At 44.0% G+C, this 23,578-nt stretch carries 19 protein-coding genes; 12 read left to right on the forward strand and 7 right to left on the reverse strand.

Annotated elements, in window-relative coordinates; genetic code table 11:
- Window positions 1–2 precede the first annotated feature (2 nt).
- The 4 genes from R7190_RS08895 to R7190_RS08910 all read left to right on the forward strand — a co-directional run bounded on the left by R7190_RS08895 (window position 3) and on the right by R7190_RS08910 (window position 5,924).
- Entirely contained in the window at window positions 3–662 is a 660-nt protein-coding gene (locus tag R7190_RS08895; protein ID WP_017633566.1) for an HAD family hydrolase, read from the forward strand.
- 192 nt (window positions 663–854) lie between these two features.
- Window positions 855–1,511, forward strand: coding sequence for a TetR/AcrR family transcriptional regulator (locus R7190_RS08900; RefSeq protein WP_021707693.1), 657 nt, complete (start codon window positions 855–857; stop codon window positions 1,509–1,511).
- Window positions 1,498–2,826, forward strand: coding sequence for an efflux RND transporter periplasmic adaptor subunit (locus tag R7190_RS08905; RefSeq protein WP_042523281.1), 1,329 nt, complete (start codon window positions 1,498–1,500; stop codon window positions 2,824–2,826). The genes R7190_RS08900 and R7190_RS08905 overlap by 14 nt, the downstream gene beginning before the upstream one ends.
- Window positions 2,823–5,924 (forward strand): efflux RND transporter permease subunit, encoded by a 3,102-nt coding sequence (locus R7190_RS08910; RefSeq protein ID WP_186585495.1) that lies wholly within the window; start codon window positions 2,823–2,825, stop codon window positions 5,922–5,924. Before R7190_RS08905 ends, R7190_RS08910 begins: the two co-directional genes overlap by 4 nt.
- A gap of 482 nt (window positions 5,925–6,406) precedes the next feature.
- On the opposite strand, the gene R7190_RS08915 is transcribed toward R7190_RS08910, so the two are convergent.
- From R7190_RS08915 to R7190_RS08935, 5 genes are all read right to left on the reverse strand, one after another.
- Window positions 6,407–7,213: a DNAase gene (locus R7190_RS08915; protein ID WP_373921214.1), complete on the reverse strand. Its 807-nt coding sequence runs from the start codon at window positions 7,211–7,213 to the stop codon at window positions 6,407–6,409.
- Between the two features lie 227 nt (window positions 7,214–7,440).
- Window positions 7,441–8,289 carry a hypothetical protein gene (locus R7190_RS08920; RefSeq protein ID WP_064354528.1) on the reverse strand — a complete coding sequence of 283 codons (849 nt, stop codon included), beginning with the start codon at window positions 8,287–8,289 and terminating at the stop codon, window positions 7,441–7,443.
- A 395-nt stretch (window positions 8,290–8,684) separates the two neighbouring features.
- Entirely contained in the window at window positions 8,685–8,951 is a 267-nt protein-coding gene (locus R7190_RS08925) for a hypothetical protein (RefSeq protein ID WP_005373876.1), read from the reverse strand.
- Window positions 8,952–9,275: 324 nt separating this feature from the next.
- Window positions 9,276–12,434: an efflux RND transporter permease subunit gene (locus tag R7190_RS08930; RefSeq protein WP_186585496.1), complete on the reverse strand. Its 3,159-nt coding sequence runs from the start codon at window positions 12,432–12,434 to the stop codon at window positions 9,276–9,278.
- Between the two features lie 13 nt (window positions 12,435–12,447).
- Complete coding sequence (locus R7190_RS08935) at window positions 12,448–13,605, reverse strand: efflux RND transporter periplasmic adaptor subunit (RefSeq protein WP_025767993.1); 1,158 nt, start codon at window positions 13,603–13,605, stop codon at window positions 12,448–12,450.
- Between the two features lie 518 nt (window positions 13,606–14,123).
- Between R7190_RS08935 and R7190_RS08940 the strand changes: the two genes are divergently transcribed.
- Window positions 14,124–15,641 carry a phospholipase D family protein gene (locus tag R7190_RS08940; protein WP_171344242.1) on the forward strand — a complete coding sequence of 506 codons (1,518 nt, stop codon included), beginning with the start codon at window positions 14,124–14,126 and terminating at the stop codon, window positions 15,639–15,641.
- 90 nt (window positions 15,642–15,731) lie between these two features.
- On the forward strand, window positions 15,732–16,319 hold the full coding sequence (locus R7190_RS08945) for a class I SAM-dependent methyltransferase (RefSeq protein WP_186585497.1): 588 nt from the start codon (window positions 15,732–15,734) through the stop codon (window positions 16,317–16,319).
- Window positions 16,320–16,373: 54 nt separating this feature from the next.
- Here R7190_RS08945 and R7190_RS08950 read toward each other — a convergent pair whose 3' ends face one another.
- The gene (locus R7190_RS08950) at window positions 16,374–16,844 is read right to left on the reverse strand and encodes an ASCH domain-containing protein (RefSeq protein WP_186585498.1); all 471 of its coding nucleotides are present in this window, start codon (window positions 16,842–16,844) and stop codon (window positions 16,374–16,376) included.
- A gap of 200 nt (window positions 16,845–17,044) precedes the next feature.
- Between R7190_RS08950 and R7190_RS08955 the strand changes: the two genes are divergently transcribed.
- Together R7190_RS08955 and R7190_RS08960 are read left to right on the forward strand one after the other, a co-directional pair.
- Window positions 17,045–17,890 carry a tetratricopeptide repeat protein gene (locus R7190_RS08955; protein ID WP_005373890.1) on the forward strand — a complete coding sequence of 282 codons (846 nt, stop codon included), beginning with the start codon at window positions 17,045–17,047 and terminating at the stop codon, window positions 17,888–17,890.
- Window positions 17,891–17,903: 13 nt separating this feature from the next.
- Window positions 17,904–18,299 carry a DUF2391 family protein gene (locus R7190_RS08960; protein WP_005373896.1) on the forward strand — a complete coding sequence of 132 codons (396 nt, stop codon included), beginning with the start codon at window positions 17,904–17,906 and terminating at the stop codon, window positions 18,297–18,299.
- 9 nt (window positions 18,300–18,308) lie between these two features.
- On the opposite strand, the gene soxR is transcribed toward R7190_RS08960, so the two are convergent.
- Window positions 18,309–18,743 carry a redox-sensitive transcriptional activator SoxR gene (soxR, locus tag R7190_RS08965; protein WP_005373898.1) on the reverse strand — a complete coding sequence of 145 codons (435 nt, stop codon included), beginning with the start codon at window positions 18,741–18,743 and terminating at the stop codon, window positions 18,309–18,311.
- A gap of 201 nt (window positions 18,744–18,944) precedes the next feature.
- On the opposite strand from soxR, the gene R7190_RS08970 reads away from it, so the two are divergent.
- From R7190_RS08970 to dgcA, 4 genes are all read left to right on the forward strand, one after another.
- Entirely contained in the window at window positions 18,945–20,153 is a 1,209-nt protein-coding gene (locus R7190_RS08970) for an MFS transporter (RefSeq protein WP_025767996.1), read from the forward strand.
- A 170-nt stretch (window positions 20,154–20,323) separates the two neighbouring features.
- Window positions 20,324–21,205 (forward strand): LysR family transcriptional regulator, encoded by an 882-nt coding sequence (locus tag R7190_RS08975; RefSeq protein WP_025767997.1) that lies wholly within the window; start codon window positions 20,324–20,326, stop codon window positions 21,203–21,205.
- Window positions 21,206–21,306: 101 nt separating this feature from the next.
- Window positions 21,307–22,311, forward strand: a complete 1,005-nt coding sequence (dgcN, locus tag R7190_RS08980) for an N-acetyltransferase DgcN (RefSeq protein ID WP_025767998.1) — start codon at window positions 21,307–21,309, stop codon at window positions 22,309–22,311.
- 50 nt (window positions 22,312–22,361) lie between these two features.
- Window positions 22,362–23,354, forward strand: coding sequence for an N-acetyl-D-Glu racemase DgcA (gene dgcA / locus R7190_RS08985; protein ID WP_053307177.1), 993 nt, complete (start codon window positions 22,362–22,364; stop codon window positions 23,352–23,354).
- Window positions 23,355–23,578: the final 224 nt, after the last annotated feature.

Genomic DNA, 23,578 nt, shown 5'->3' on the forward strand with positions numbered 1-23,578 from the left:
ACATGTCCAAACCTTTGTATGTTTTTGATATGGATGAAACCCTAATAAACGCTGACTGCGCAATGATTTGGAACGAGTTTATGGTTGAGAAAGGCATCGCGACTGATCCTTTATTTATTATGGAAGATCAGCGTCTAATGGCCTTGTACTCTGAAGGCAAAATGGACATGGAAGATTACCTAGCGTTCTCCATGAAGCCACTAGAAAACATGCCGATTGAAGAAGTAAACGCCTTGGTTGAAGAATGTGTTGAAAGCCATATTTTGCCTAAACAGTTCCCTCAAGCCAAAACCCTGATTGAGCAACTGTCTCGTGATGGTATAGATATGGTTATCATCTCTGCCAGCGTCACTTTTTTGGTGGAAGCCGTTGGTCGCCGTCTTAATATTCCAACCGCACTCGGAATTGATTTAATCGAGAAAAACAACCGTTATACTGCTGAAATCGACGGTATCCCGAGTTATCGTGAAGGCAAAGTCACGCGATTAAAACAGTGGCTAGAAAATCAGCCTGAGCCTTATTCCGAAATCCATTTCTATACCGATTCAATCAACGATTTACCGCTTTGTGAATACGCGAACTACGCTTATCTGGTAAATCCATGCCCACAACTAAAAGAACACGCCAACAGACCGAATTGGAGTGTGTTAAGTTGGGGGTGATATAGCCTCACAAGACCGTTCTTCCTAAGTAAATACTTTTCTATTTGTTCAAAGAGCAGTTCTTTCTGCTCTTTTTTACTTCTCTTCATCACAAATTAATCACTTGATTAAATACTGATTAATTTTTCACATGTCGCATGAGAAATCAGCGTCTTATAATTAATCAAATGTTTAATATTTTGAGAGAAGATTGTGACGGAAGCGCATCGAAGGGCGGGAAGACCCACAGATAATATCGACGCAAGGGAAAAACTGATTTTCCACGCGCGCGAACTCTTCACCATTATGGCTTATGACAAGGTCTCTACTCGCCTAGTCGCGCAGAAAGCAGGCGTGAACGTGGCGATGATTCGTTACTACTTTGGCAACAAAGAAGGCTTGTTCGAGACCATGTTGCGCGAAACACTGTCACCGATGCAAAAGCAGATGCAGACGTTGGTATCCAACAGTAACGAGCAAAACTTTCTCGATCTAATGCGCACCTACTACCGCGAAATGATCAAGGTACCACAGTTCCCACGCTTAGTTGCCCAAGTTATGAATATGCCCCCATCGGAAACCCAACGCAAACTGCTCGAAAAAGTCTTCGCAGATATCAGTAAGCCAATGCAAGGCGTGATCTTTGATAAGTTGATCGACAGTGGCGTTTTACGAAAAGACGCCGACCCTCAACTTTGTCGCGTCTCTTACATCAGCTTGATGGTATTTCCTTTTATGGCACCACCAGCACTGCTCGCCATTCATGGCATTGAACTTTCTGAAGCCTTCTTGAACCGATTATTCGAACACAACATACAACTGATGAAACATGGATTTTTAGACTCGGGCGACCAATATGAAGATAAATAAAAAGCTGCTGTTCTTTCCTGCTCTTGCGGTGGGGGTCGTCATTCTGTTTTTGGCGATTAGCCTCAAACCAGATTTGCCCGTAAAACCCGCTGGAGATCGTGCACGGTTGGTCGAGACGATTCCACTTGAGCTCAAAGCCATTGCTCCAGTAGCCATAGGGTTTGGCAAGATCGCCCCAAAAGTGGAATGGAAAGCGATAGCCGAAGTGACGGGGAAAGTGGTCTACCGCCATCCGCAGCTGGAAAAAGGACAAGTGTTGCAAGCAGGGACAGAAATCTTGCGAATCGACCCACTCGATTACGAACTGAAACTGGTTCAAGCTCAAGCCGATCTCAAATCTGCTCAAACCTCTCTGGCTAAGCTGAACCAAGAAGAAGCGAATCTCAAAAGCACACTCAAGATAGAAGCCAACCGTCTGGTTATCGCCAACAAAGAGTTAGACCGTAAACAAAACCTACGTAAAAAAGGCCTAACGTCTCAATCGGATGTAGATCAGCAAGAGCAAAGCGCGCTCTCTCAACGTAAGTTAGTACTGGATATTGAAAATCAAATTGGTTTGATGCCGGATGAGAAACGAGTCGCGGAAGCCCTAGTTAAAGTTAATGCATCAAAAGTGGATGAGGCCGAACGCTCGCTTGATAAAACCATCATCACGCTTCCTTACGATTTGCGTATTGCTGACGTAGAAATTGAGAAAAAGCAAGTGGTTAATCTACAACAGACCATGGTGACCGGGCATGGTATTGATGTTATGGAGGTTGAAGCTCAACTGTCCATTCATGACATGCAAACTTTGGCTGCGAGCATCGGTGAGTTTGTTCGTGATGAATCTGGTATTCCACAACCTGATATGAATGCGATTCATGCCAACATTGAACTCAGCAGCGGTAACCTCTCTGCAAGCTGGCCTGCGAAAGTTGCACGCATCAGTGAAACGGTTGATCCAAGCCAAGCGACTGCCGGTGTGATTCTGGAAATTGAACAAGACTACCGTGCATTAAACCCAACCTCTGCGCCTCCACTAGTGAACGGCATGTTTGTGCGAGCCTTGATTGAGGGACAAGAGAACCCGAGTTGGGTCATCCCAGAGCGTGCGCTTCATGGCGATAAGATTTACCTGATGGGCGATGACAATCGTCTGCAAGTCGTGACGGTTGAAGTGTTATATCGCCGAAATAACCAAGTGGTGATCGATGGCGAATTGGAGCAAGGTCAGAAACTGATCATCAACGATTTGCTGCCTGCGATTAACGGCATGCTATTGAAAGAGTCACCTGAACAGTCAGAAACGGCTATTGAGGAGTCTGATTCATGATCCGATTCTTCGCCAAGCACCCAACGGCAGCCAACTTGCTGATGCTAACGCTGCTGATATTGGGGATTTCTTCACTTTCCACGATTAAGCGGGAAACCTTTCCTGAGTTTGATCCGCCCTACATCCTAGCTGGTGTGGTTTACCCTGGCGCTTCCCCGCAAGAAGTCGAAGAGAGTATCTGTGTCCGCATGGAAGATGCTGTTGATGGCCTTGCTAACATTGAAGAAACGCAATGTGAAGCGATTGAAGGCTCTTCGCGTCTTATCTTAAAACTGAATGAAGAAGCCGACATCGGCCGCATGTTGGTCGACGTTCAGACTCAAATCAACTCAATTAATGACTTCCCACAAGAAATTGAGTCTCCTGTGGTCCAAGAGCTAGATTGGAATGAGCCCGTTGTGGATGTCGCGATCACTGCAGACACCACATGGCCAGAGCTAAAAGCCTATGCAGAACAACTTAAACGCACATTAAAGCTCGATTATGATGTGTCTTTGGTTGAAGTTGCAGGCTTCTCTGACCACCAATACCGAGTAGAGTTAGATACTCAAGCTATTCGACAACTTGGCTTAAGTGTTGGTGATATTGCTGAGCAGATTGGTCGTCAGAACGTCAAGCTGCCAAGTGGTAATGTCGAAACGCCAGATAAGAACTTTCTGATCCGCTTTGACGAACGACGCGTGACACCAGAAGAGCTTGAGACTATTGTCGTGGGCTCTGGTCCAAATGGATCAATCATCCGTCTAAGAGACATTGCGACGATTACCGACCGATTTGAATTGGACGAACAGAAAGTCCTCTTTGATGGTCACCCATCTGCCCTACTAAAAGTCAGCAAAAACAAAGAAGACGATGCACTGCGCATTAAAGAACGTGTTGCTCAATTTGTCCAAGAACAACAAGCCATTGCGCCAGATGGTGTGATGCTACAAATGACCAATGATCTTTCATCCGTGCTTTGGGATCGCCTGACCATGATGGTCAAAAACGGTTGGCAAGGTATCATTCTGGTTTTCGCCACCATGTGGTTGTTCTTTAGTTTTCGCTACTCTTTTTGGGTCGCAGCTGGTTTGCCCGTAGCCTTCTTGGGTGGCTTATTTTTGATGGCGCAACTTGGCCTGTCCATCAACATCATGTCTTTGGTCGGGTTACTCATGGCCATCGGTATCATGATGGATGATGCCATCGTTATTGCCGAATCGATTGCCGCTCACCTCGACCGAGGAGAAGAGATCGATGATGCCGTTATCAAAGGAGTGAAAAAGGTACTGCCAGGGGTAATTTCTTCCTTCCTAACTACGGTGTGTATTTTTGGTAGCTTGTTATTCCTGCAAGGTGAAATGGGTGCGGTACTTAAAGCAGTTCCTCAAGTTCTGATCCTCGTTTTGAGTTTGAGTTTGGTGGAAGCCTTCTTGATCCTACCTAACCACCTTTCTCATTCGCTACATAAACAAAAGCAAGAGCGAAAAACACCGAAGTTCAAACAAAAGCTGCTCGCTTCTTTTGAAAACTTCCGCAACACCACCTTGGTCAACGCAGTAGATAAAGTGGTCGAGTATCGCTATGCCTTTATGGGTGGCGTGGTTGCCTTGCTTCTTATCTCCGCGGCCACGTTAGTAGGTGGTTTACTCAAGTTCCAACCCTTCCCTGAATTGGATGGCGACATTGCAGAAGCGCGTATTATTCTTCCTCCGGGTTCTTCTCTGTCTCAAACGGAAGCTGTCGTCGATAAGATCGTCGCTTCCGCTCAAAAGCTAGATAAAGAATGGACAGAGAAAGTGGAAGACGGCAATCCATTGGTTCTACACATCACCAGTCAATTCAACGCTAACGCCGACGCGAATGAATCTGGCCCTCACATTGCCACGGTACGTCTGGATTTGCTGGGTGCAGAGAGTCGTAACACACTCATCGATGAATTTATCGATGCATGGCGTGAAGACATTGGTGAACTTGCCGATCCTATCTCGCTGGTATTTAAACAACCGACCATGGGGCCGGGTGGACGAGCGATTGAAATTCGAGCGAAACATGATGATCTTGATGCGCTCAAAGCAGCCTCTATCAACATTCAGCAATACTTGAATGAGTTTGACGGTGTCCATGGCGTGTTGGATGACATGCGTATGGGTAAAGAAGAAGTCTTGGTTAAACTGCGTCCGGGAGCGGAAGCTTATGGGATTAACGGCCAACTCATCGCCAATCAATTGCGCGCGGCTTTCTTTGGCCAAACCGCAGACGAAATCCAAGTTGGAGTAGAAAATATTTCCATCGAAGTTCGCCTTGATAAAGCGCAAGCTGGTGACTTACAGCAATTGGCAAACTTCCCAATTATCTTGTCCGATGGAAGTCAAATTCCGCTCGCGACCATTGCTACTTTGGATTTCCAACGTAATTACGTAAGAATCCAGCGCATTGATGGCTTGCGCACCGTGAGCGTATTCGGCGATATCGACAATACGAAAGCCAACTCAACCGCCATTATTCGTCAGTTCCAACAGGATGAAGCGCCAAAGCTTATGCAAAAGTATCCTGGTCTTCGCTTTGATTTTGAAGGCGAAGCCAAAGATACCGCTGAAACTGGCGCATCAATGGGTAAAGGCTTCTTGCTTGGTTTGTTTGGCGTGTTTGCGATTCTGAGTTACCAATTCCGCAGTTATTTGGAACCATTCGTCGTCATGCTTGCGATTCCCCTCGCTTTTATTGGCGTGGTATGGGGACACATCCTACTCGGTCACTCATTAAGTATGCCAAGTATGATGGGCTTCGTCTCATTAGCAGGGATTGTGGTGAATGACTCGATTCTGTTAGTTCAGTACATACGCCATCATGTGGATGAAGGGGATAATGTGCATGACTCGGTAGTCAAAGCCAGTCGGGAACGCTTTAGAGCAGTATTCCTAACATCAATGACCACTGCAGCAGGTTTGCTTCCGTTGCTGACTGAAACCAGTTTGCAAGCACAGGTTATCCAACCACTGGTTATCTCTATCGTGTTTGGTATTTTCGCATCCACTCTGCTGGTGTTGTTTATGATCCCTGCTGCGTATGCCATTTTAGCTGACTTCGGCCTAGTCCATAAGCACGAAGAAATCTAAAACGACTGATAAGTAAACTTATCAAAATGAACAAGAGCGGCTTAGGTCGCTTTTTGTTCAATACCAACACGTTAAAAAACACACAATCACTTAACAAACAGAGGGTTATTGTGTCTCATTAAGTGTGAATATGAACAGTTAAGGATTAAGTATGTTGAGTTTTATATAACCAAATCAAATAACCAACACAAGATTTATAATATGTCTTATTGTCAAAAACGGAATTTCACAGAGTAAAAATACACGTAGGCAACACATTCACAATTTAAACTCACGATAATGAAAACATTGATTGAAGAATTAACATTTTAACAATCATTACAACAATGTTAACTTTAGCCTCGTTGGTCGCGCTGGTGGTAAGCCTCTCACCAAGCCTATTGTCAGTTTTATATGGACGTTCGACCACCTCCAAAATGAATAGACACCCAATTTGGTGCCCTTTTTTCGCCCGTGAAAGCATTCTTCGCGGGCTTTTTTCTTTAAGTTAAGTATGAACGCTCTGGATCAACTTTTTTTGTCAACCTTTCGGATTTGGAGGTAGTATGCGAATCAATAAGCGGAGACAGTGCTAGCAACTCTAAAACATTTTTTTCAAAGATTTCATCCGCGTGTCTTACCCAATCTAAAAACTTTTTTTGAGCAAACATAGGCTCGATTTCATATAAAAATTCAATACTAAAGTAAAACTCATTTTTGATAGGCAAATTGTACACTCTTCGATAGTCTTTTTTATACTCCAAATTTCCTTCTACATATTTTGAAAATGTATTTTCACCAATCTTGATGTCTTGGCATTTGATTGGAGGGTAACCACGAAGAAACTCTCCTATAAGGAACTCTTCTTTCGCTCTCTTTTTTTCTTCGTTTATCGGGTCCATTCCCCAACGATGATTTGCGTACGCAATGGCATCATTCATCAACTCTGTATGATCACCTTTTCGAGAGCCGTCAGGTGACTCTACAGCATGATAAAAATCCACGTACTCTTTCTCTATAAATGAAGATAGTTGATTAACACTAGTAATATATTTATCTGAAGATTTAATCCTTAACCGAATATATAAGCTACCTTGTTTATTGATTGGTAATAGTGGATTTATTATTCTATTTTGAAAAGAGAAATAAATCGTGGCCAAGTTTATAAACTTTTCATGCCGCTCTACTTTTGAATCAATATTGAATCGTTGTAATTCAATAAAATCTTGGTATACATGACCTTCATATATATTGTTCGGACATTCAAATGATAGTACTAAGTCATCTATCTGGAATACATTATGTAACAAGTGCGCAAAATCTGGTTTCCCTCTAAACCCATCTTTAAAGATTTTGATAAAATTAATATTTATATCTCTTGTTATTTAAATATGTATTGATATTTGTGATAAGCTCTATACTAAATCCATTGGCTTTATATGCGCCATGGCGTACAAAGGTAAATAGACATCCAATTTGATTCATTTTTCTCTCATGGCTACATACTTTGCTAGCTTTTCTTGACACTGACGCTGTGTTACTCAGCCTTAGTTTTTTCGTTCAACCCCTTTACTGCTTTGGCTGTATACGAGTCGATGAGCGGAGACAAATCCAGTAATTCCAATACTTTTTTTTCAAAGGTTTCATCCGCACTTCTCACCCAATCTAAAAACTTCTGCTTAGCAAACATCGATTCGTACTTATACCAAAACTCGATGCTCAGGTAGAATTCATTTTTTATGGGTAAATTGTATACTCTTCGTAATTCACTCTTATACTTAAGATTACCTTCTGAGTATTTTGAGTATTTGTTTTTTCCAACTTCAACTATCTCACACTTTATTGGTGGATAACCACTTAAGAAACCTCTAATTAAATATTCTTCTTTTTCTCTTTTTCGGTCTTCACTTTCTGGAATTTCTCCCCATTGTTTATTCGCACGCTTAGTCAATTCTTTCATCAAGTCTGTATGATACCCCCTCATAGAGCCTTCACTTTGCTCCGGGGCATGATAAAAATCATAATATTCTCTCTCTAAAAATGAGGACAATTGACTAATATTATCAATATCTTCTCCAGTAGATTTAACCCGTAGCCTAATATATAATCCACCTTGTTTGTTAATAGGAAGCAAAGGGTTTAATATTTTCTTCTGAAACAAAAAATATACCGTAGCTAACTTTACAAACCTTTCATGCCTCTCTATTTTTGATTCAACATCGAACTGTTCTAAATTAACAAGATCCTGGTATACATGTCCTTCATATATGTTGTTCGGACACTCAAATGACAGCACTAAGTCATCTATCTGGAACGCATTATGTAATAAGTCAGAGAAATCCGGCTTTCCTCTAAAACCATCTTTACACATTTTAATAAAACTCATATGTCTATCTCTTACTCTTCAAATATGCATCAATACCTTTAAACGAACGCCTGAAATATGAGTTCTAATTCAAGTAAAGGTAAGCCACATACTAAGGTATTATGAAGGTCAAAAAGGAGATCGGATCTTTTCAAAATTTTAAATATCTAACATCACCTCCACTTTACTGAAATCTACACTTTTGAAAGTTACATCCCCTCCATCCAGCAATAGCTCATCAAACACGCCAACTATTGATAATAAGCTTGAGGATCTGATCTCCACCCATGAAATGAGAAACAAAAAAGCCAGCCTTAAAAGGCTGGCAAGTAGAGCAACAAGGTCAGTGCTTACTGCTAACTAACACCGAACTCGTATTGGATTCATTTTCGTCTGTTAGTCTCTTTTATCGGCGTTTATGACTTGCTTGCTTTCTCTTTGTGGCACGTTACCTTTACTAACTGTTCTTGCTCATCTTTAATGTTTTTCACGATACGCTCATCACGTGCGTGAATGGCATCCATGTTCATTTGCTGAATATCTGCTATAGCTTCATGTTTCATTTCAGAAAAGTCCTGACGTAAATCTGAGCTCCACTCCTCTTTGTCTAAAGTGTTAGCAGCAGCGATTGGTGATGACATTACAGCAATAAGACTTAGAGTAGATAGAAATACGCTTTTCATAATAAGCTCCTTGAGGATTAGCAGTTAATTTTAATTACAATTCATATATTGCACATACGATGCCAACTTTTATTTTGTTATTTTTCAACAGCTTAAATAAAACCTCATATTCAACGTTATCTTCGTCTGGTAAATTTCGCTAACCAAGTGTCAAATTAACCATGCGAATTTAAAACATTAGAAACATACATATTATAAATGCTTTGTCAGGCAGTTTTCTCATCAGATAATTACGTAACTGCCCACTAAAAAATCACTTTGAATCAAAATGCGGAAACAAAAAAGCAGCCCGAAGGCTGCTCCTAATCGTTAACATCAAGCTTGTTAACTCGATACGCTTGCTTCAACGCTCGACGTCACTGGCGACTTTCTGAAACGATTAATCAAACGATGGATAAACCTCTTAATCGATCTGAAAATATTTTTAATATCTTCAAGCATTAAATACAAACAAGGCACCAACACTAAAGTCAGAACCGTTGCGTACAACACCGCAAAGCCCAAAGCGACAGCCATCGGTATGACAAAACGCGCCTGCAAACTCGTTTCAAACATTATCGGCAATACACCCGCAAACGTCGTTATTGAGGTGAGAGTGATAGCTCGAAAACGAGCACAACCCGCCTCAACAACCGCTTGTTTGATGTTCATACCCTTTTCTCTCACTTGGTTTACGTAATCTGTCATAACCAGAGAGTCGTTGATAACCACGCCAGCAGCGGCGATCAAACCAAATGTCGACATCATACTGATGTCTAAACCTAGCCAGAAATGGCCCCAAATCGCCCCCGTCAGACTAAACGGAATGACGGACATTACAATCAAAGGTTGGGTATAACTTTTTAACGGTACAGCTAACAAGATGTAGACGATGATCATGCCTGCAATAAAGAACAAAATCTGTTCATTACGCTGCGCAGCCTGCTCTTCAATATCACCACCCAATTCTGTTTTCACACTCGAGAACGCTTGCTTCATATCCGGTAAGATATTGTCGTCAATGACCTTTACGATTTCTTGAGGTTCAACCAATTCTTCGTCTATCGAACCATAGACATAAACGGTTTGATACCCGCCTTCACGTCGAATGCTACTCACGCCCGGCTGCTCGTTGATCTTCACCACATCACCTAGCATGACCTTCTTACCTGCTGGTGTGGTAATCACAGCGTAACGCAATGATGAGAATGCTTCACGCGTCAGTTGCGGGTAACGCACCATAACTTTAATTTCTTCACCATCACGAATAATGCGCTGTGCTTCGCCACCATAAAAGCTGCCACCAACTTGCTCTGCGATCATGGTGAGATCCAGACCGAGATCGTGCGCTACAGGCGCAAGAGACAGGAGTACTTCTTTGCTTCCAGAATCAATAGAAGATGAAATATCATATAACCCTTCTTCCTGCTGTAAACGCTCTATCAAGTAACGCCCAGCCTCGTTGAGCTCATTGATGTTAGAGCCAAACAACAAGTAGCCAAACTCATCTCTGTCACCACCACCCGCACTCTGCTCACGGATTTTGATGCTCTTCATACCGGGAATAACAGGCATAGCTTCACGCCAACGTCGAGCCAGTTCAAATGTATTGAACGGGCGTAACTCTTCATCAACCAGAGGTACTAATACACGACCTTCGGTGCGGCTTCTGTTGTAAGACAGCACATCACGAATCATTCCTTGACCATGTTCTGCAATGGTCTCAGATTCGATCTTTTGCATGACACGTTCAATAGTCTTGAGTGCACTGATTGTCTGCTCACTTGAAACGGTATCATTCATTTCAATAGTGATCGCAGGATAGTCAGTCGGCACTTTAGGGTTAGGGATCACCCGAACATAATTCGCGTTGATCAAAGCCGCGCTGATCAGCAGTAAACCACAGAACACCGCAAACACTGTCCAGCGCCAATGGGTGCATGTTGTTACAAAGTTACGATATGGACCATTTACAAAACCAAAAAAACGTTGGTTAAATCGGTCACGCCAGCCACCTGGTTTAACTGGCTTAAAATGGGTATGCGCCAAGTGCGCTGGTAGGATCAACTTTGATTCAATCAAACTGAAGATCAAACACAGAATCACGACACCAGCAATGCCGTAAAAGAAAGCGCTATCAATACCACTCGAAAGCAAGAATGGTGCGAATACAGCAATCGTTGTCAGAACACCAAATGTCGCTGGCGTAGCAACACGTTTGACACCGCGTACCACGTTCTCGACACCGCCGCCCTTTTCTTCGATTTCACTGTACGCACTTTCTCCCATGACGATGGCGTCATCCACCACAATTCCGAGCACCATGATGAAAGCAAACAGCGAGACGATGTTCACTGTAATACCCAAAGCTGGCATCATCATTACAGCACCGAGGAAACAGACAGGTAGCCCAATCATTACCCACATAGCCAAGCGGAAACGTAGGAAAATGGTCAGCATAATCGCGACTAATGCAGCGCCTTGCAGCAAGTTTTTCAACATCATGTCGAGACGCCCATTTAAATAATAAGTCGTATCAACTAAGACTTTGAGCTTAACATCCTGCGGCAATGTCTTGTTTTTTGCTTCAATATAATTACGAACGGACTGTGCAACAGGGATAATGTTCTGATCACGAGTTGCTTCAACAGACATGTAGATCGCATTTTGCCCTGAGTATTCAAAATAGCGCTCTTCTTCCGTAAAGCCATCTTTGATCGTGGCGATATCTTGCAGTAAAACCTTCGCACCATTTGCGCCAAGCTTTACAGGAATATTTCTAAACTCATCACCACGGTAGTATTGGTTTTCAATCCTTACTGCAATCATCCCTGAGTTTGTTTTTACTTCGCCCGCAGAAAAGTTAGCTGAATAACGGCTGATCGCGCTGCTGATATCGCTCAACGTAAGGTCGTATTTACGAAGAACAAGTGGGTCAACTTCAATCGCTATTTCTTCTTCTGGCGCACTCAGATACACCAGCATGACGTTTTCTAACTGAAGTAATTCATCTTCGATTTGCTTAGCAAGCGGTTTAAGCTCCTCGAGCGGTCGGTCCCCAACTAACCCCATTTCGATTACATCTTGGCGCCATTCAACTTGGTAGACATTGATTGGTTCCATACCCGCTGGTAAGTTAGATAAGGTATCAATACGTTGGTTTACATCATCTAAGACACGCTTGATATCGGCATTAACGTCTACCTCGATGGAAACATACGCGCTACCTCTAGAGGCCGTTGAGACTGCTTTTTTAATCCCGGTGACGTCTTTAATCGATTCCTCGACCTTAACGAGAATACTCTCTTCTATCTCTTGAGGAGAAGCGCCAGGATAAGTCGCACGAACATCAATGTAGTTCACCTCAATATTCGGAAACATCTGCCTTTGAATAAAGAGAAAGCTCACCACACCCATGATAATGATGAACACCATCAAAAGGTTGGCAGCGACGGGGTTATTCGCAAAATAGGCAATTAAGCCCTTTTGTTTAGTATCTTCCATGACATACTCCTACTTACTGTACGACGGTTTCGGAGTCGTCACTCTTTTTTGCGATTTGTACCGCCATGCCTTTTTGAGGGTACTCGGGCAAGGTCAGTACCAACTTATCACTTTGCTCTAAACCTTCGCCCACCAACAAAAACTCACCTTCTGCTCTCAAAACCGTGACAGTTCTGGGTTGAAGTTGATTATCGCCATTCACTACCCACACGGTACGATTTTTTACTAATTCCTGTGGCAAGCGGTAGATATGCTTAAGTTCCTTACCAGTGAAGCTCACTTCAACGTAGGAGCCGAATTTAATTGGAGGCTGCTGGTTATCGACACCGTATGGGTCCGCGATTTGAATGACCATGTTAATCATTCGGGTAGCGCTATCAATCATGCCTAGATCACGAACTACTCGACCTTCTCTAGTGGTAGAAAACACACCTTGCTGCGTCACTGTCGCAGTGAGTTCACCAATGGATTCGGGTAAAAATGCACTATCAAAACCGGCAATCGGTACGTGCACCTCTGCCACTTCGATGTTGTTTAATGTGGCAACTCGAGAACCAGATGTAACAAATTGACCAACACCAATATCACGCTCAACAACCAGCGCATCGTAAGGTGCAACGACTTTGCAATTTTCTAACTCTCTTTTTGCTCGTTTGAGTGCCGCTTGAGCCGACTTTACTTGCGCTTGTGCGCTCAAAACGTGAGGCTTGCGTAAATACAGATCCGTCACTTGCTTATCGCTCAGTCTCTTTGCCTGACGTTTTGCCACTTCGGCTTTCGCTTGTTCCTCAATCAAGTTTGCGCGTGCACTAGCTAAATCGGCTTCAGCTTGTAAAACCGACGCTTCATAGTTGTCGCTTTCAATTGTGAAAAGAACCTCTCCTCGTTTCACGATGCCACCCGTTACAAAATTCGGGTGCCAACTTATCACTTCACCACTGACTTGCGCGGAAAGGTGTGTTTTTTCAAAAGGGACTAATTCACCGTGACTGGTAATCACCACTTTGTGATCAGTAGGAAAAAGAGAAGAAGCCTGAACAGTAGGTTCTGTAATTGCATCTTTGGTTGACTCTTTTTCCGGCGCAGTTGCGGCAATTGCAGCATATCCTGCATAAGAGCCTCCAACGACGACGAAGGGTAAAAGCCAACGTAATATGGGTTTTGCTAACATCGAAAATCCTTTTTTATTGTTGTTTTCAACACCACACTTTTATTCAGTCCATTGCTCCCGGTAAGCATGGTGATGAGAGAATTGAATTTGAATAAACATCAAAGCGGCGCTTGCCTAGTCTTTTAAGCAGCGAACTAGATAGTTATTGCCAATTCAAAGTTAATAAAATTAACAAAAAATTAACCAACTGCGCAAGTTGCTCTGACTTAACTTTTGTTCTAAACAGCAAATGACATGCCAAGCATTTATTTATTAAAAATCATATGGTTATATAAAAATCATTATTTTATCCAGTGTGCTATTGGTCATAATCACCAGATATTAGTGATTATGACCAATACGGCCATAATGATAATTAAAATAAATGATTATCTGCGCTCTAAAAGTTGAACTTAGTGCAGGCTCTATGGCAATTCATTGATTAATCGCTCGTTATCAAACGGTTCTGGGTGCATGTGGCGTCAGCTTAAGTCTATAATTTGGAGTAGGTAACACTCTGTAAGACAAGGAAATGTGCTTTGTTACAAACACTCGCCAAGTTGCTCTTCCCCTCGCTGCTCACTATTTTATCGGCATGCTCATCCGTATCGTTGAATGACGCCAGTGAAAAGTCCACCAGCTTTCAGCTCGGTTATCAAAAGGATTCTGTTCTTGCGCAGTACTTTGAAGCTTACGGGAGAGACCCTAAGTCCATAACTGGCTTTGCACCGTTAAATCAGGGACACGATGCCCTTCTTGCTCGAACCTCTTTGATCGAGTCCGCCCAGAAAAGCCTTGATCTTCAATACTATATTTACCGTGGTGACGAAACGAGTCAGCTAATAACGTGGCGCTTGTATGAAGCGGCAAAGCGTGGTGTTCGAGTAAGGCTGTTGCTTGACGATATGCAAAAGCGAAACGACGATGTGATGGCTGCCCTCAATGCACATCCTAATATAGAAATCCGCTTATTTAACCCGCATCAGTATCGCGACTCCCGTTGGTTCGCTCTTGCTAGCGATTTTGAACGTCTTAATCGTCGTATGCACAATAAGTCTCTGATTGCAGACAGTGTTTCCGCCATTGTCGGAGGTAGAAATATCGGCAATGAATACTTCTCTTTTGAATCGCAAGTTGAGTTTGGTGATTTTGATCTTCTGCTCTATGGTGAGGCGGTACAACAAACTGCCGATCAGTTCGACCTCTACTGGAATAGCGCCTATGCGATACCAATGGAATGGATTACACCGAATTCACAGCAAATTACCGACCAAGCGATTCAAAAGCAGGTCAATAAACTCCGGTTAGAGGAAAAGTTTTCAACCGGCCGCTATGACTTCACACAACTGGATATGTACCAAGATCTAAAACAAGGCAAACTCAAGCTCTACTGGGGAGAAGCGAAAGTATGGTTTGATCTGCCCGATAAAGTCGCAACCCGAGAGAGCCAACTTATTGATAATTTGTCGGAACTGGTTAAAAGTGTTGAGGATTCATTTGTGCTCATTTCTCCTTATTTCGTTCCTACTAAAGTAGGTACTCAAGCATTAAGTAACGCGGCCAAGCGAGGCGTTGATATCACGATTGTGACCAATAGCCTCGCGTCTAACGATGTGTTTGCCGTGCATGGTTGGTACGCAAAATATCGAAAAGATCTACTCGAAGCTGGAATCAAGCTTTGGGAAGTAAAAGCGAGCGCAAAACTCAAAAGTAAGTGGAGCCTCACGGGGAGTAGCAGAGCAAGTTTACACGCTAAAGCAATGACGATTGATAACAAAACACTTTTCGTTGGTTCAATGAACTGGGACCCACGTTCGGCAGCTTTGAATACCGAAATGGCCGTTGTTATCGAACAGCCAGAATATGTGCAAATGTTTCTAGAACAACTGCCGAATCAACTGTCGAGTAACGCCTACGCCTTAACTCTGCGCGACGGGGACATTGTCTGGATCGACGTAAAAACAGGCGAAGAATACGACTCCGAACCAGAAGCAGGAGTATGGCGAAAAATGGGCGCTTGGTTCTCCGGAATATTACCGATTGAAGATCAGCTATAACAGTTGCCAATACTGCAAATCTCCCCAGTCAAGCAAAACAAAATGGACGCTAGTTTTGGGCAGGGGACACAACCAACATAAGGAAGTTCAATGCCAGCGCAATGGAATGAATACTATCAGAAGATTTTAAGCCAACCTCACCGCCCAAACGTGGAAAATGCCCTGAACCTACTTAAGATAGAAGGCAAAGTCGCTCTTGATATTGGCTGCGGAATAGGTCGAGACAGTCACTTTCTCCTCGAACAGGGATTTAAGGTTCACGCATGTGATAGCAATGAAGATGCAGTAAAAACTTGTTTAACACGCTTTGAAGGTAATAAGCGATTTTCAGTTTCGCAGTGCTGTTTTACTGAGTTTAATTATCCTCAGTGCAGCTTGGTTATCGCAAATGCCAGTTTGTTCTTTTGCCCTGACAAAGGCTTCAAACAAGTCTGGACAAAAATAGACAGCGCATTACAACCGGGCGGTATCTTCTCCGGTGATTTCTTGGGAGTGAAAGACTCCTGGGTTACCTTCGAAATGCACCCAAACATTACCGCATTAACAAAAAAGGAAGTGGAAAGCTTATTCGAAGGTTACGACCTCATTTCATTGCATGAAAGAGATGAAGACGGGACCACTGTAGTCGGAAGCCAAAAACATTGGCACATGTTTAGTGTGACCGCTCGAAAGCGCTAAAAATGGTCTCTCAGTAAAGAAAGCAGCACTTCAAATCAGTGCTGCTATCAGAGATTAATTGACGGGATACACCACTTCAAAACGCTCTAAAACCAGCGTACGTTTCTCATGCCAATCGATGTTCAACTCATCGCATTCAGCTCTAAAAAATGCAGTATGAGCATCACGCCACCAGTTTAAGGTTCTATCACCTTCGCCTTCTGCGAAGGCAAACTCTGCGGTTACATCCTCATATTTGCATGTACTTACGTCAGTAATTCGTATCACGCAAACTGGGTCCCCATCCCAATTCGTCACTACTTGTAAATGACCGACTTGGGGCATGATTTCACCATGTTCTCGATACCAAAGCTCCAAACTGCACGATGCAGTTTTCTGTCCAATACGAACCAAATCTGCGCATACATTCGCGTTGTATTCGTCGGCACAATAATAGTCAGCACTGACTGATGGTACAGCTTCCCTTTGTTCTGGTGATAATAATTCTAGGAATTGTTCTAAGTAATCCTTAGCTCGCGCGTCCATGCTCACTCCATTAATCATAAATTCGCAAGGAGGATAAAAGATATCACAACAAATAACCACCAGGAACAAACTGAAAAACAACAAGAATATGACTTCTACGTAGACGACTGTTATTTCTTTTGTAATAACTTTGCTAAACGTTTGTGCTATTTGCTATTGTTGCATGGTCTATCTGTACTCTTCTCGTGAAAGGACGTTATATGCGCTTATTTATTGGTATTTTTTTCTCGCTGATACTTGCCTTGCCAACAATGGCATCGGAGGAAAAGTATTCAGAATCGGATCTGTTAGATAGACCATTAATGGAACGCTATATTTTAGATGAACTAAAAGCGCTACGTCAGGACTATCAAAGCCTAGAAAAGCGAATGATCACAGAGATCACCGATCGCGAGCTAACGGTCGCAGATAAATCGTTGAACTATGCCAACGTGACCGTTACATACTTCTTCTACATCATTGCTGGTGTCGCATCGCTGATTGCCTTTGTCGGATGGCAATCTCTGCGCGAGTTTAAACACAACACCAAAGAGATGGCTGATAAACGATTGGAGAAGATCGCCCAAGAATACGAGAAAAAGTTTGTCGCCCTTGAGCGAGATTTAAAACGCAAAACTCGCATTATCAGTGAAAACAACAAAGAGATTGAGAAAATCAACGAGATCCATAACTTATGGCTACGTGCACAAAGCTCTCAAACTCCAGAACAACGTATTGAAATCTATGATGAAATCTTATTAATTCGTCCAGGTGATTTAGAAGCGTTGACTTACAAAGCCGACGCAGCGATGGAAATCAACGAATACCATTGGGCACTTAGCATTTGTAACCGCGTACTTGAAGTCGATTACACCAACGGCCCTGCACTGTATCAACGCGCGTGTGCATACTCTCGCCTTGGTATCGAAGAGCAAGCTATTGAAGACTTGGAACGCGCAATTGAATACAGCCCATCCATTCGTGATTTACTTGCAGAAGAACGAGACCTCGAATTGCTGCACGGTAATGAGCGTTTTGAAAAGCTCTTACATCTAGCAAGCGAATAATGGAATAAACAGCATGAGCAGCCACTTTAATCTAGAAGACGCTAGCCAAGTATTGGTTGGTGCTTTTGCCCTAGCAGTCCCGATCTCATTTTCGGAGGAGGCGTGGCGATTGGGTGAGAGCCTACCAATGGCAAACTTGCTCATGCTGTTAAGTCTTTCTGTCATTTTCCTCAGTTTTTTCGCGTATCAAAGCGTGTTTCAAAGCCACATCAAGAATCGCGTATCCATCTTTATTTTTCGTGTGGTTATCGCGTACCTCATTGCGGCCGTTGTGGTAGCGTTAGTTCTTTTCTGTCTTGATAAGCTGCCACTCATGAATGAGCCTTTGGTTGCGATAAAGCGCGTTATCGTCATCACAATGCCTGCTTCGATGGGCGCGATCGTAGTCGACAGTTTCGACAAAGAATAGAGATAATCGCTACTCTTCTTCTAACGTTAAGTTCGACCCCGAGTGGTCTTTCCCTAATACATCTTCTGGGTTTCGCAGTGCGCAGGTTTCTAACGACAAGCACCCGCAGCCAATGCATCCGCCTAAATCGTTTTGCAACGCTTTAAGTTTTTGAATCTTTTGTTCTAACTGTTCATGCCAATGGCTTGCCATTTCTTCCCATTGCGCTTTGTTAGGGGCTTGGTGTTTCGGCAGTTCATCTAACGCATGTTTAATTTCTTCTAACGACAACCCAACTTGCTGCGCTGCTTTGATCACCGCAACACGGCGCAACACACTGCGATGGTAGCGACGCTGATTACCTTGATTTCTCCAACTCGAAATCAGTCCTTTTTGCTCGTAAAAATGTAGGGCAGATACTTTCACTCCAGAACGTTTTGCCACTTCTCCTACGCTGATTTCCATCCTTGACTCCCTGTGTATCAATTTTGTTAAAAAAATGCTTTACCTCAAGTTTACTTGAGGTTTTAAAGTTGCACCATCTTAATTAACGCTAAACCCCGGCGATCTCAAGATAATGTGTTCAGCGCGAACGACTTGGTTGTTAAACACAAGACAGTTGGACATCAACCTTTTGAAATCCATCGGGAGTTAGAGGCAAACATAATGAAAAATAAAACTCAGCCGTACTTAGCTGGCCGCTTCTTCGACAGTATCTCCTCTGGCTTATTCATGATGGCGCTGCCATGGGTCATGCTTTCCGAACCTAACATGGGTACATTCGTCGCTTTAGTTTCTCTGAGCTGCACCGCGATTTCTTTTCTAGCAACGCCTTTCTTTTCCACTTTAATTGACCGACATTCACGCAAAGTACTACTCGTGCTCAATCAATGGATTCAATCGGGTATGGCTTTGGTGGTGTTCATTGCTTATTGGTTAGGGTTTGAGTCACACTGGTTACTGGCTTTTGCACAATTGGTGTATTGGGTTTCGAGTAATTTTGCATGGACGACCAACAATGCCTTCACCCAAGAAAATTATCAGCACCATGAGTATGCGAAAATTTCGGGTCAGCAAGAAATTGTAATGCAATCCACAACCCTCGGAGCTGGCGCGTTGGGTATTGTTTTGCTTGAAATGTGGGGTATGAAAGAGTTTGCTTTGTTTGCGGCCAGCGCCTCTGCGTTAGCAGCGATGTTCTATATTCTGACGCCTTATACCCAACAATTAAGGGCATCAAAATCCGTTGCTTTCATCGCGCAACTCAAAGAGAGCAAACAAATATTCCGTCTCGAACCTCGATTTTATGGCTTTATTCTGCTCTCTTGCCTCTCTTATCCTGCATTGACGTATTTGAGCAAACTGGTGCCGATTTGGTTTTCTGAACAAGGCATCTCTGGCGATTGGTTTGCAGGGTTCAACATCAGTTTTGGCCTCGGCTCGTTGCTAACCGGCTTTATTGTCACCAAAGTGCTAAGCCGTGCCTCCCATAGCCACATTATGTTCGCTTCGATGGTTATGGTCTCTTTTGCGCTTATCGGTATGAGTTTTGCGATGAGCCCGCTGACCATCTTATTGTTTACGGCGCTGTTTGGCGTATTTAACGCGCTAAATCGCATTGCGAGAGTCAACTGGATGCATCATACCGTAGCGGTTCATCAACGAGGTCGCGTCGATGGCGGCATCAGCATGTTTGCCACCACCATTCAATCTCTCAGTTACGTGTTAATCGCGATGTTAAGTCATTACGAGCTAACACAATACGGTTTTGCAATAGCAGCTGTTGTCATGGTGTTAGCAGTGGTTTTGATGGGATTACTCAGCCGAGACGTCGAGCCGTTTAACGACCTGCCCCTTCATGCAGCAGCAAAGTGAAGCATAGAAGTTGAGAAGTTGAGAAGTTGAGAAGTTGAGAAATTGAAAAAGCGAGATAAGAAGGCAACCAACATCGTCTTCCTATTTTTTACGCCAGCACTTTTGCCTCTATCGCTTATCAGCAAGGTTGGGTATTCTGAGGTGACCAACATGAGCAGGGGGAAATCGCAGTGAACTTAAGGCAATTAGAAGTCTTTTACGCCATTATGCAAGCAGGAACGGTGTCAGGCGCGGCTCGCTTACTGCACGTTTCCCAACCTAATGTCACTCGAGTTCTCGCCCATACAGAACAACAACTGAGCTTCGCTTTATTTGAGCGTGTAAAAGGTCGCCTCGTTCCCACTCAAGAAGCCAAAGCCTTATTGCCAGAGGCTGAAAAAGTCTATCAACAACTCGGACAATTTCGCTCTCTGACCAACAAAGTCAAACAGGGAACTCAACATTTACGAGTCGGTGCCCCGCCTGTTTTGGCCGCGCACTTGTTAGCGCCGACTGTCGCGTTGTTGTCGAAAGAGCACGGCATCTCCTTTGAGCTATTAACGGCCAATCGCGATGAGCTGTGCTCAGGATTACTGAAACATGAACTGGATGTCGCCATTGCGTTCGGTGAAGAAACACCACCAGCGATCATGGGGCACGTGTTATTGAAAGAAAACTTAGCACTGATCGCTCCTAAAAGCGCAGCGATACCCGCAGAAAAAACCGTCATTTTAGAAGAACTCATCAGTCACGATTTACCCATTATCGGTTTAGATAGCCGAGACCCTCTGGGCTTGCTGTTACATCAAACCTTGTCAGCGCGTGACGAGCATTATCAACATGCCATTACCGTCCGCAGCTACTCCGCGGCGGCTGAACTGGTGAAAAACGAAGCAGGATTCGCGATTGTAGACCCTTGGACTGCAAAACAATATCGCCAAGATAATGCCGTTTCCGTGCATGCTTTGGAGCCAAATATGTCCTTCTCTGTCTCTATTTTATTCGCAGAGCACACACCTCAATCCATTGCGACAAAGCAATTTATCACCGCTCTAAAACAACAGATGGTTTAAAGGTATAACCTGAAGTTATACCTGCCTAACAAATAAGCATTCGGTTTCCTAAATCAGTCTGGCTAAATTAATGAGCAATAACGATGACGAAGGGAACCATCATGCAAATTGCTCAACCTTACCTACTTTTTCTTGGCGATGTAACCGATCCACTTGCAGCAAAAACCGCGCGTGGCATTTACCAATGGCGACCTGAGATTTGCCTTGGCCAAATCCGCCTGACGCCAGAAACCGTATCGCTTGGTTTAACCGACATGACAATACAACAAGCGCAGCAGCAAGGAGCAAAAACGCTGGTGCTCGGCACGGCAAATCCAGGAGGCGTCATTCCCGAAGCTTGGCAAGCAACCTTACTTGAAGCGGCAGAGATGGGATTTGAAATTGCATCGGGCATGCATCAACGTTTGGCGGAATTTTCTCCTCTTGCCGATCTAGAACAACGCGGATTAACCAAACTGTATGATGTTCGCCATTATGATGCCCCGCTCAAGGTCGGCAATGGCAAAGCTCGTGCAGGCAAGCGAGTACTTACTGTAGGAACAGATTGCTCCGTTGGCAAAATGTACTCTGCCCTTGCCATTGAGTATGCATTGAAGCGTAAAAACTGTCGTGCAGAGTTCAAAGCAACGGGTCAAACCGGAATTCTCATCGCAGGCAGTGGCATTTCGATTGATGCCGTAGTTGCCGATTTTATCTCCGGCGCAGTAGAAGCGATCAGCCCTGAGTTCACCGATCACGATTGGGACATCATCGAAGGGCAAGGTTCATTGTTTAACCCTTCGTTTGCTGGCGTAAGTTTGGGCTTACTTCACGGCGCACAAGCTGACGCTCTGATACTGTGCCATGAGATTGGTCGCCCGCACATCCGCAACTTACCACATGCGAGCTTGCCAACCATTGAACAAACGATAGAAGCGAATCTGGCCGCTGCTCGCCTAACAAATCCAAACGCTCAATTAGTGGGTATTTGCTTGAACACTTCGGCGGTCAGCGAAGAAGATGCAGCCCAGTTATGCCAGGATTGGAGCGACAAATACCAAGTGCCCGTCACCGACCCTGTACGTTTTGGCGTTGATGCGGTTGCAGATAGGCTCCTTACGATTTAAGAAACATTTACGGTTTAGAAAATAACTGCGGTTTAGGGAAAACTAGTGAGATGAAAATTCATGTAGAACCTGTCACGATTGCCATGGCGACACCATTTCGCATCTCTCGCGGCAGTCGGACAGAGTGCCACGTAGTCCGCGTGACAATTGAACATCGAGGCATGACCGCCCAAGGTGAATGCACGCCATACCCTCGTTATGGTGAATCGGTTGAATCGGTGATTAAGGCGATTTCTCACGCCGCGCATGAACTGCAAAGTTTGTATGCCAAAGGCGAAGCTGATGTCATGGTTCTCAAAAGCCAGCTTCAATCGTTATTACCCGCAGGGGCGGCAAGAAATGCATTGGATTGCGCCCTTTGGCATCTTCACGCGCTTTTGAGCCAAAAGCAGCAGGTTCACGACCTCTTTACGTTACCCGAGGCGATTGTGACGGCGATGACGGTTTCTATCGACACGCCGCAAGCGATGGCAAAACAGGCACAAGCTTACCTTAGCCAAGGCGCAAAACTGCTAAAGGTAAAACTGGATGGTGAAAACGTGATTGAGCGCGTTGCAGCAGTACGCGATGCCGCGCCGCACGCACAAATTGTCTTAGATGCGAATGAAGCGTGGCAAAACCTCGACCTCGCGACGGTATTTGCTCAACTCGAACCGTTTAATATCACCATGATCGAGCAACCGTTGTCACAAGACTGCGACGACGTACTCGCCAGCATTCCACACCCCATTCCACTTTGCGCCGATGAGAGTTGTCACACCAGAGAGCAATTGCATCAACTGCTTGGCAAATACGAGATGGTGAACATTAAGCTAGATAAAACTGGCGGGCTCACTGAAGCACTATTATTAGCCGACGACGCCCAAAAACTCGGTTTTAGCCTCATGTCCGGTTGTATGTTGGGGACGTCGCTGGCGATGCGAGCCGCGTTACCCATTGCTGCTCAGGCGAGCGTTGTCGATCTTGATGGCCCGGTGTTACTAGGACAAGATGTAACGCCAAGCTTGGTTTATCGCGACGGCGAAATCGTTCTTTCCAAATAGCCTAAACAATCCAGAGGTTTTACTCCAAAAGTCAGAACCTCTGAGTTTATGATCTCGATAAAAAAAACAATCAGCCCCATCATGAAATAAGTCACATAAATTATATGGTTATTGAGGCATGCTAAGATTCCAGTAGTCCAAGAAGGTGATCTTATGCATCGAGTCATCCGGAAAATGACGTGGAAAACGAATAGGCGGTAATCCCGCCCTACTCCAATGCAGTG

It is taken from the genome of Vibrio sp. 1078-1, assembly GCF_033340475.1.

Coding starts and splice junctions, on each gene's coding strand:
- soxR (WP_005373898.1), bottom strand. CDS start 18,743: ATGGAAATCAGCGTAGGAGAAGTGGCAAAACGTTCTGGAGTGAAAGTA.
- R7190_RS08930 (WP_186585496.1), bottom strand. CDS start 12,434: ATGGAAGATACTAAACAAAAGGGCTTAATTGCCTATTTTGCGAATAAC.
- R7190_RS08925 (WP_005373876.1), bottom strand. CDS start 8,951: ATGAAAAGCGTATTTCTATCTACTCTAAGTCTTATTGCTGTAATGTCA.
- R7190_RS08905 (WP_042523281.1), top strand. CDS start 1,498: ATGAAGATAAATAAAAAGCTGCTGTTCTTTCCTGCTCTTGCGGTGGGG.
- R7190_RS08920 (WP_064354528.1), bottom strand. CDS start 8,289: ATGAGTTTTATTAAAATGTGTAAAGATGGTTTTAGAGGAAAGCCGGAT.
- R7190_RS08910 (WP_186585495.1), top strand. CDS start 2,823: ATGATCCGATTCTTCGCCAAGCACCCAACGGCAGCCAACTTGCTGATG.
- dgcA (WP_053307177.1), top strand. CDS start 22,362: ATGAAAATTCATGTAGAACCTGTCACGATTGCCATGGCGACACCATTT.
- R7190_RS08895 (WP_017633566.1), top strand. CDS start 3: ATGTCCAAACCTTTGTATGTTTTTGATATGGATGAAACCCTAATAAAC.
- R7190_RS08935 (WP_025767993.1), bottom strand. CDS start 13,605: ATGTTAGCAAAACCCATATTACGTTGGCTTTTACCCTTCGTCGTCGTT.
- R7190_RS08960 (WP_005373896.1), top strand. CDS start 17,904: ATGAGCAGCCACTTTAATCTAGAAGACGCTAGCCAAGTATTGGTTGGT.
- R7190_RS08945 (WP_186585497.1), top strand. CDS start 15,732: ATGCCAGCGCAATGGAATGAATACTATCAGAAGATTTTAAGCCAACCT.
- R7190_RS08970 (WP_025767996.1), top strand. CDS start 18,945: ATGAAAAATAAAACTCAGCCGTACTTAGCTGGCCGCTTCTTCGACAGT.
- R7190_RS08955 (WP_005373890.1), top strand. CDS start 17,045: ATGCGCTTATTTATTGGTATTTTTTTCTCGCTGATACTTGCCTTGCCA.
- R7190_RS08950 (WP_186585498.1), bottom strand. CDS start 16,844: ATGGACGCGCGAGCTAAGGATTACTTAGAACAATTCCTAGAATTATTA.
- dgcN (WP_025767998.1), top strand. CDS start 21,307: ATGCAAATTGCTCAACCTTACCTACTTTTTCTTGGCGATGTAACCGAT.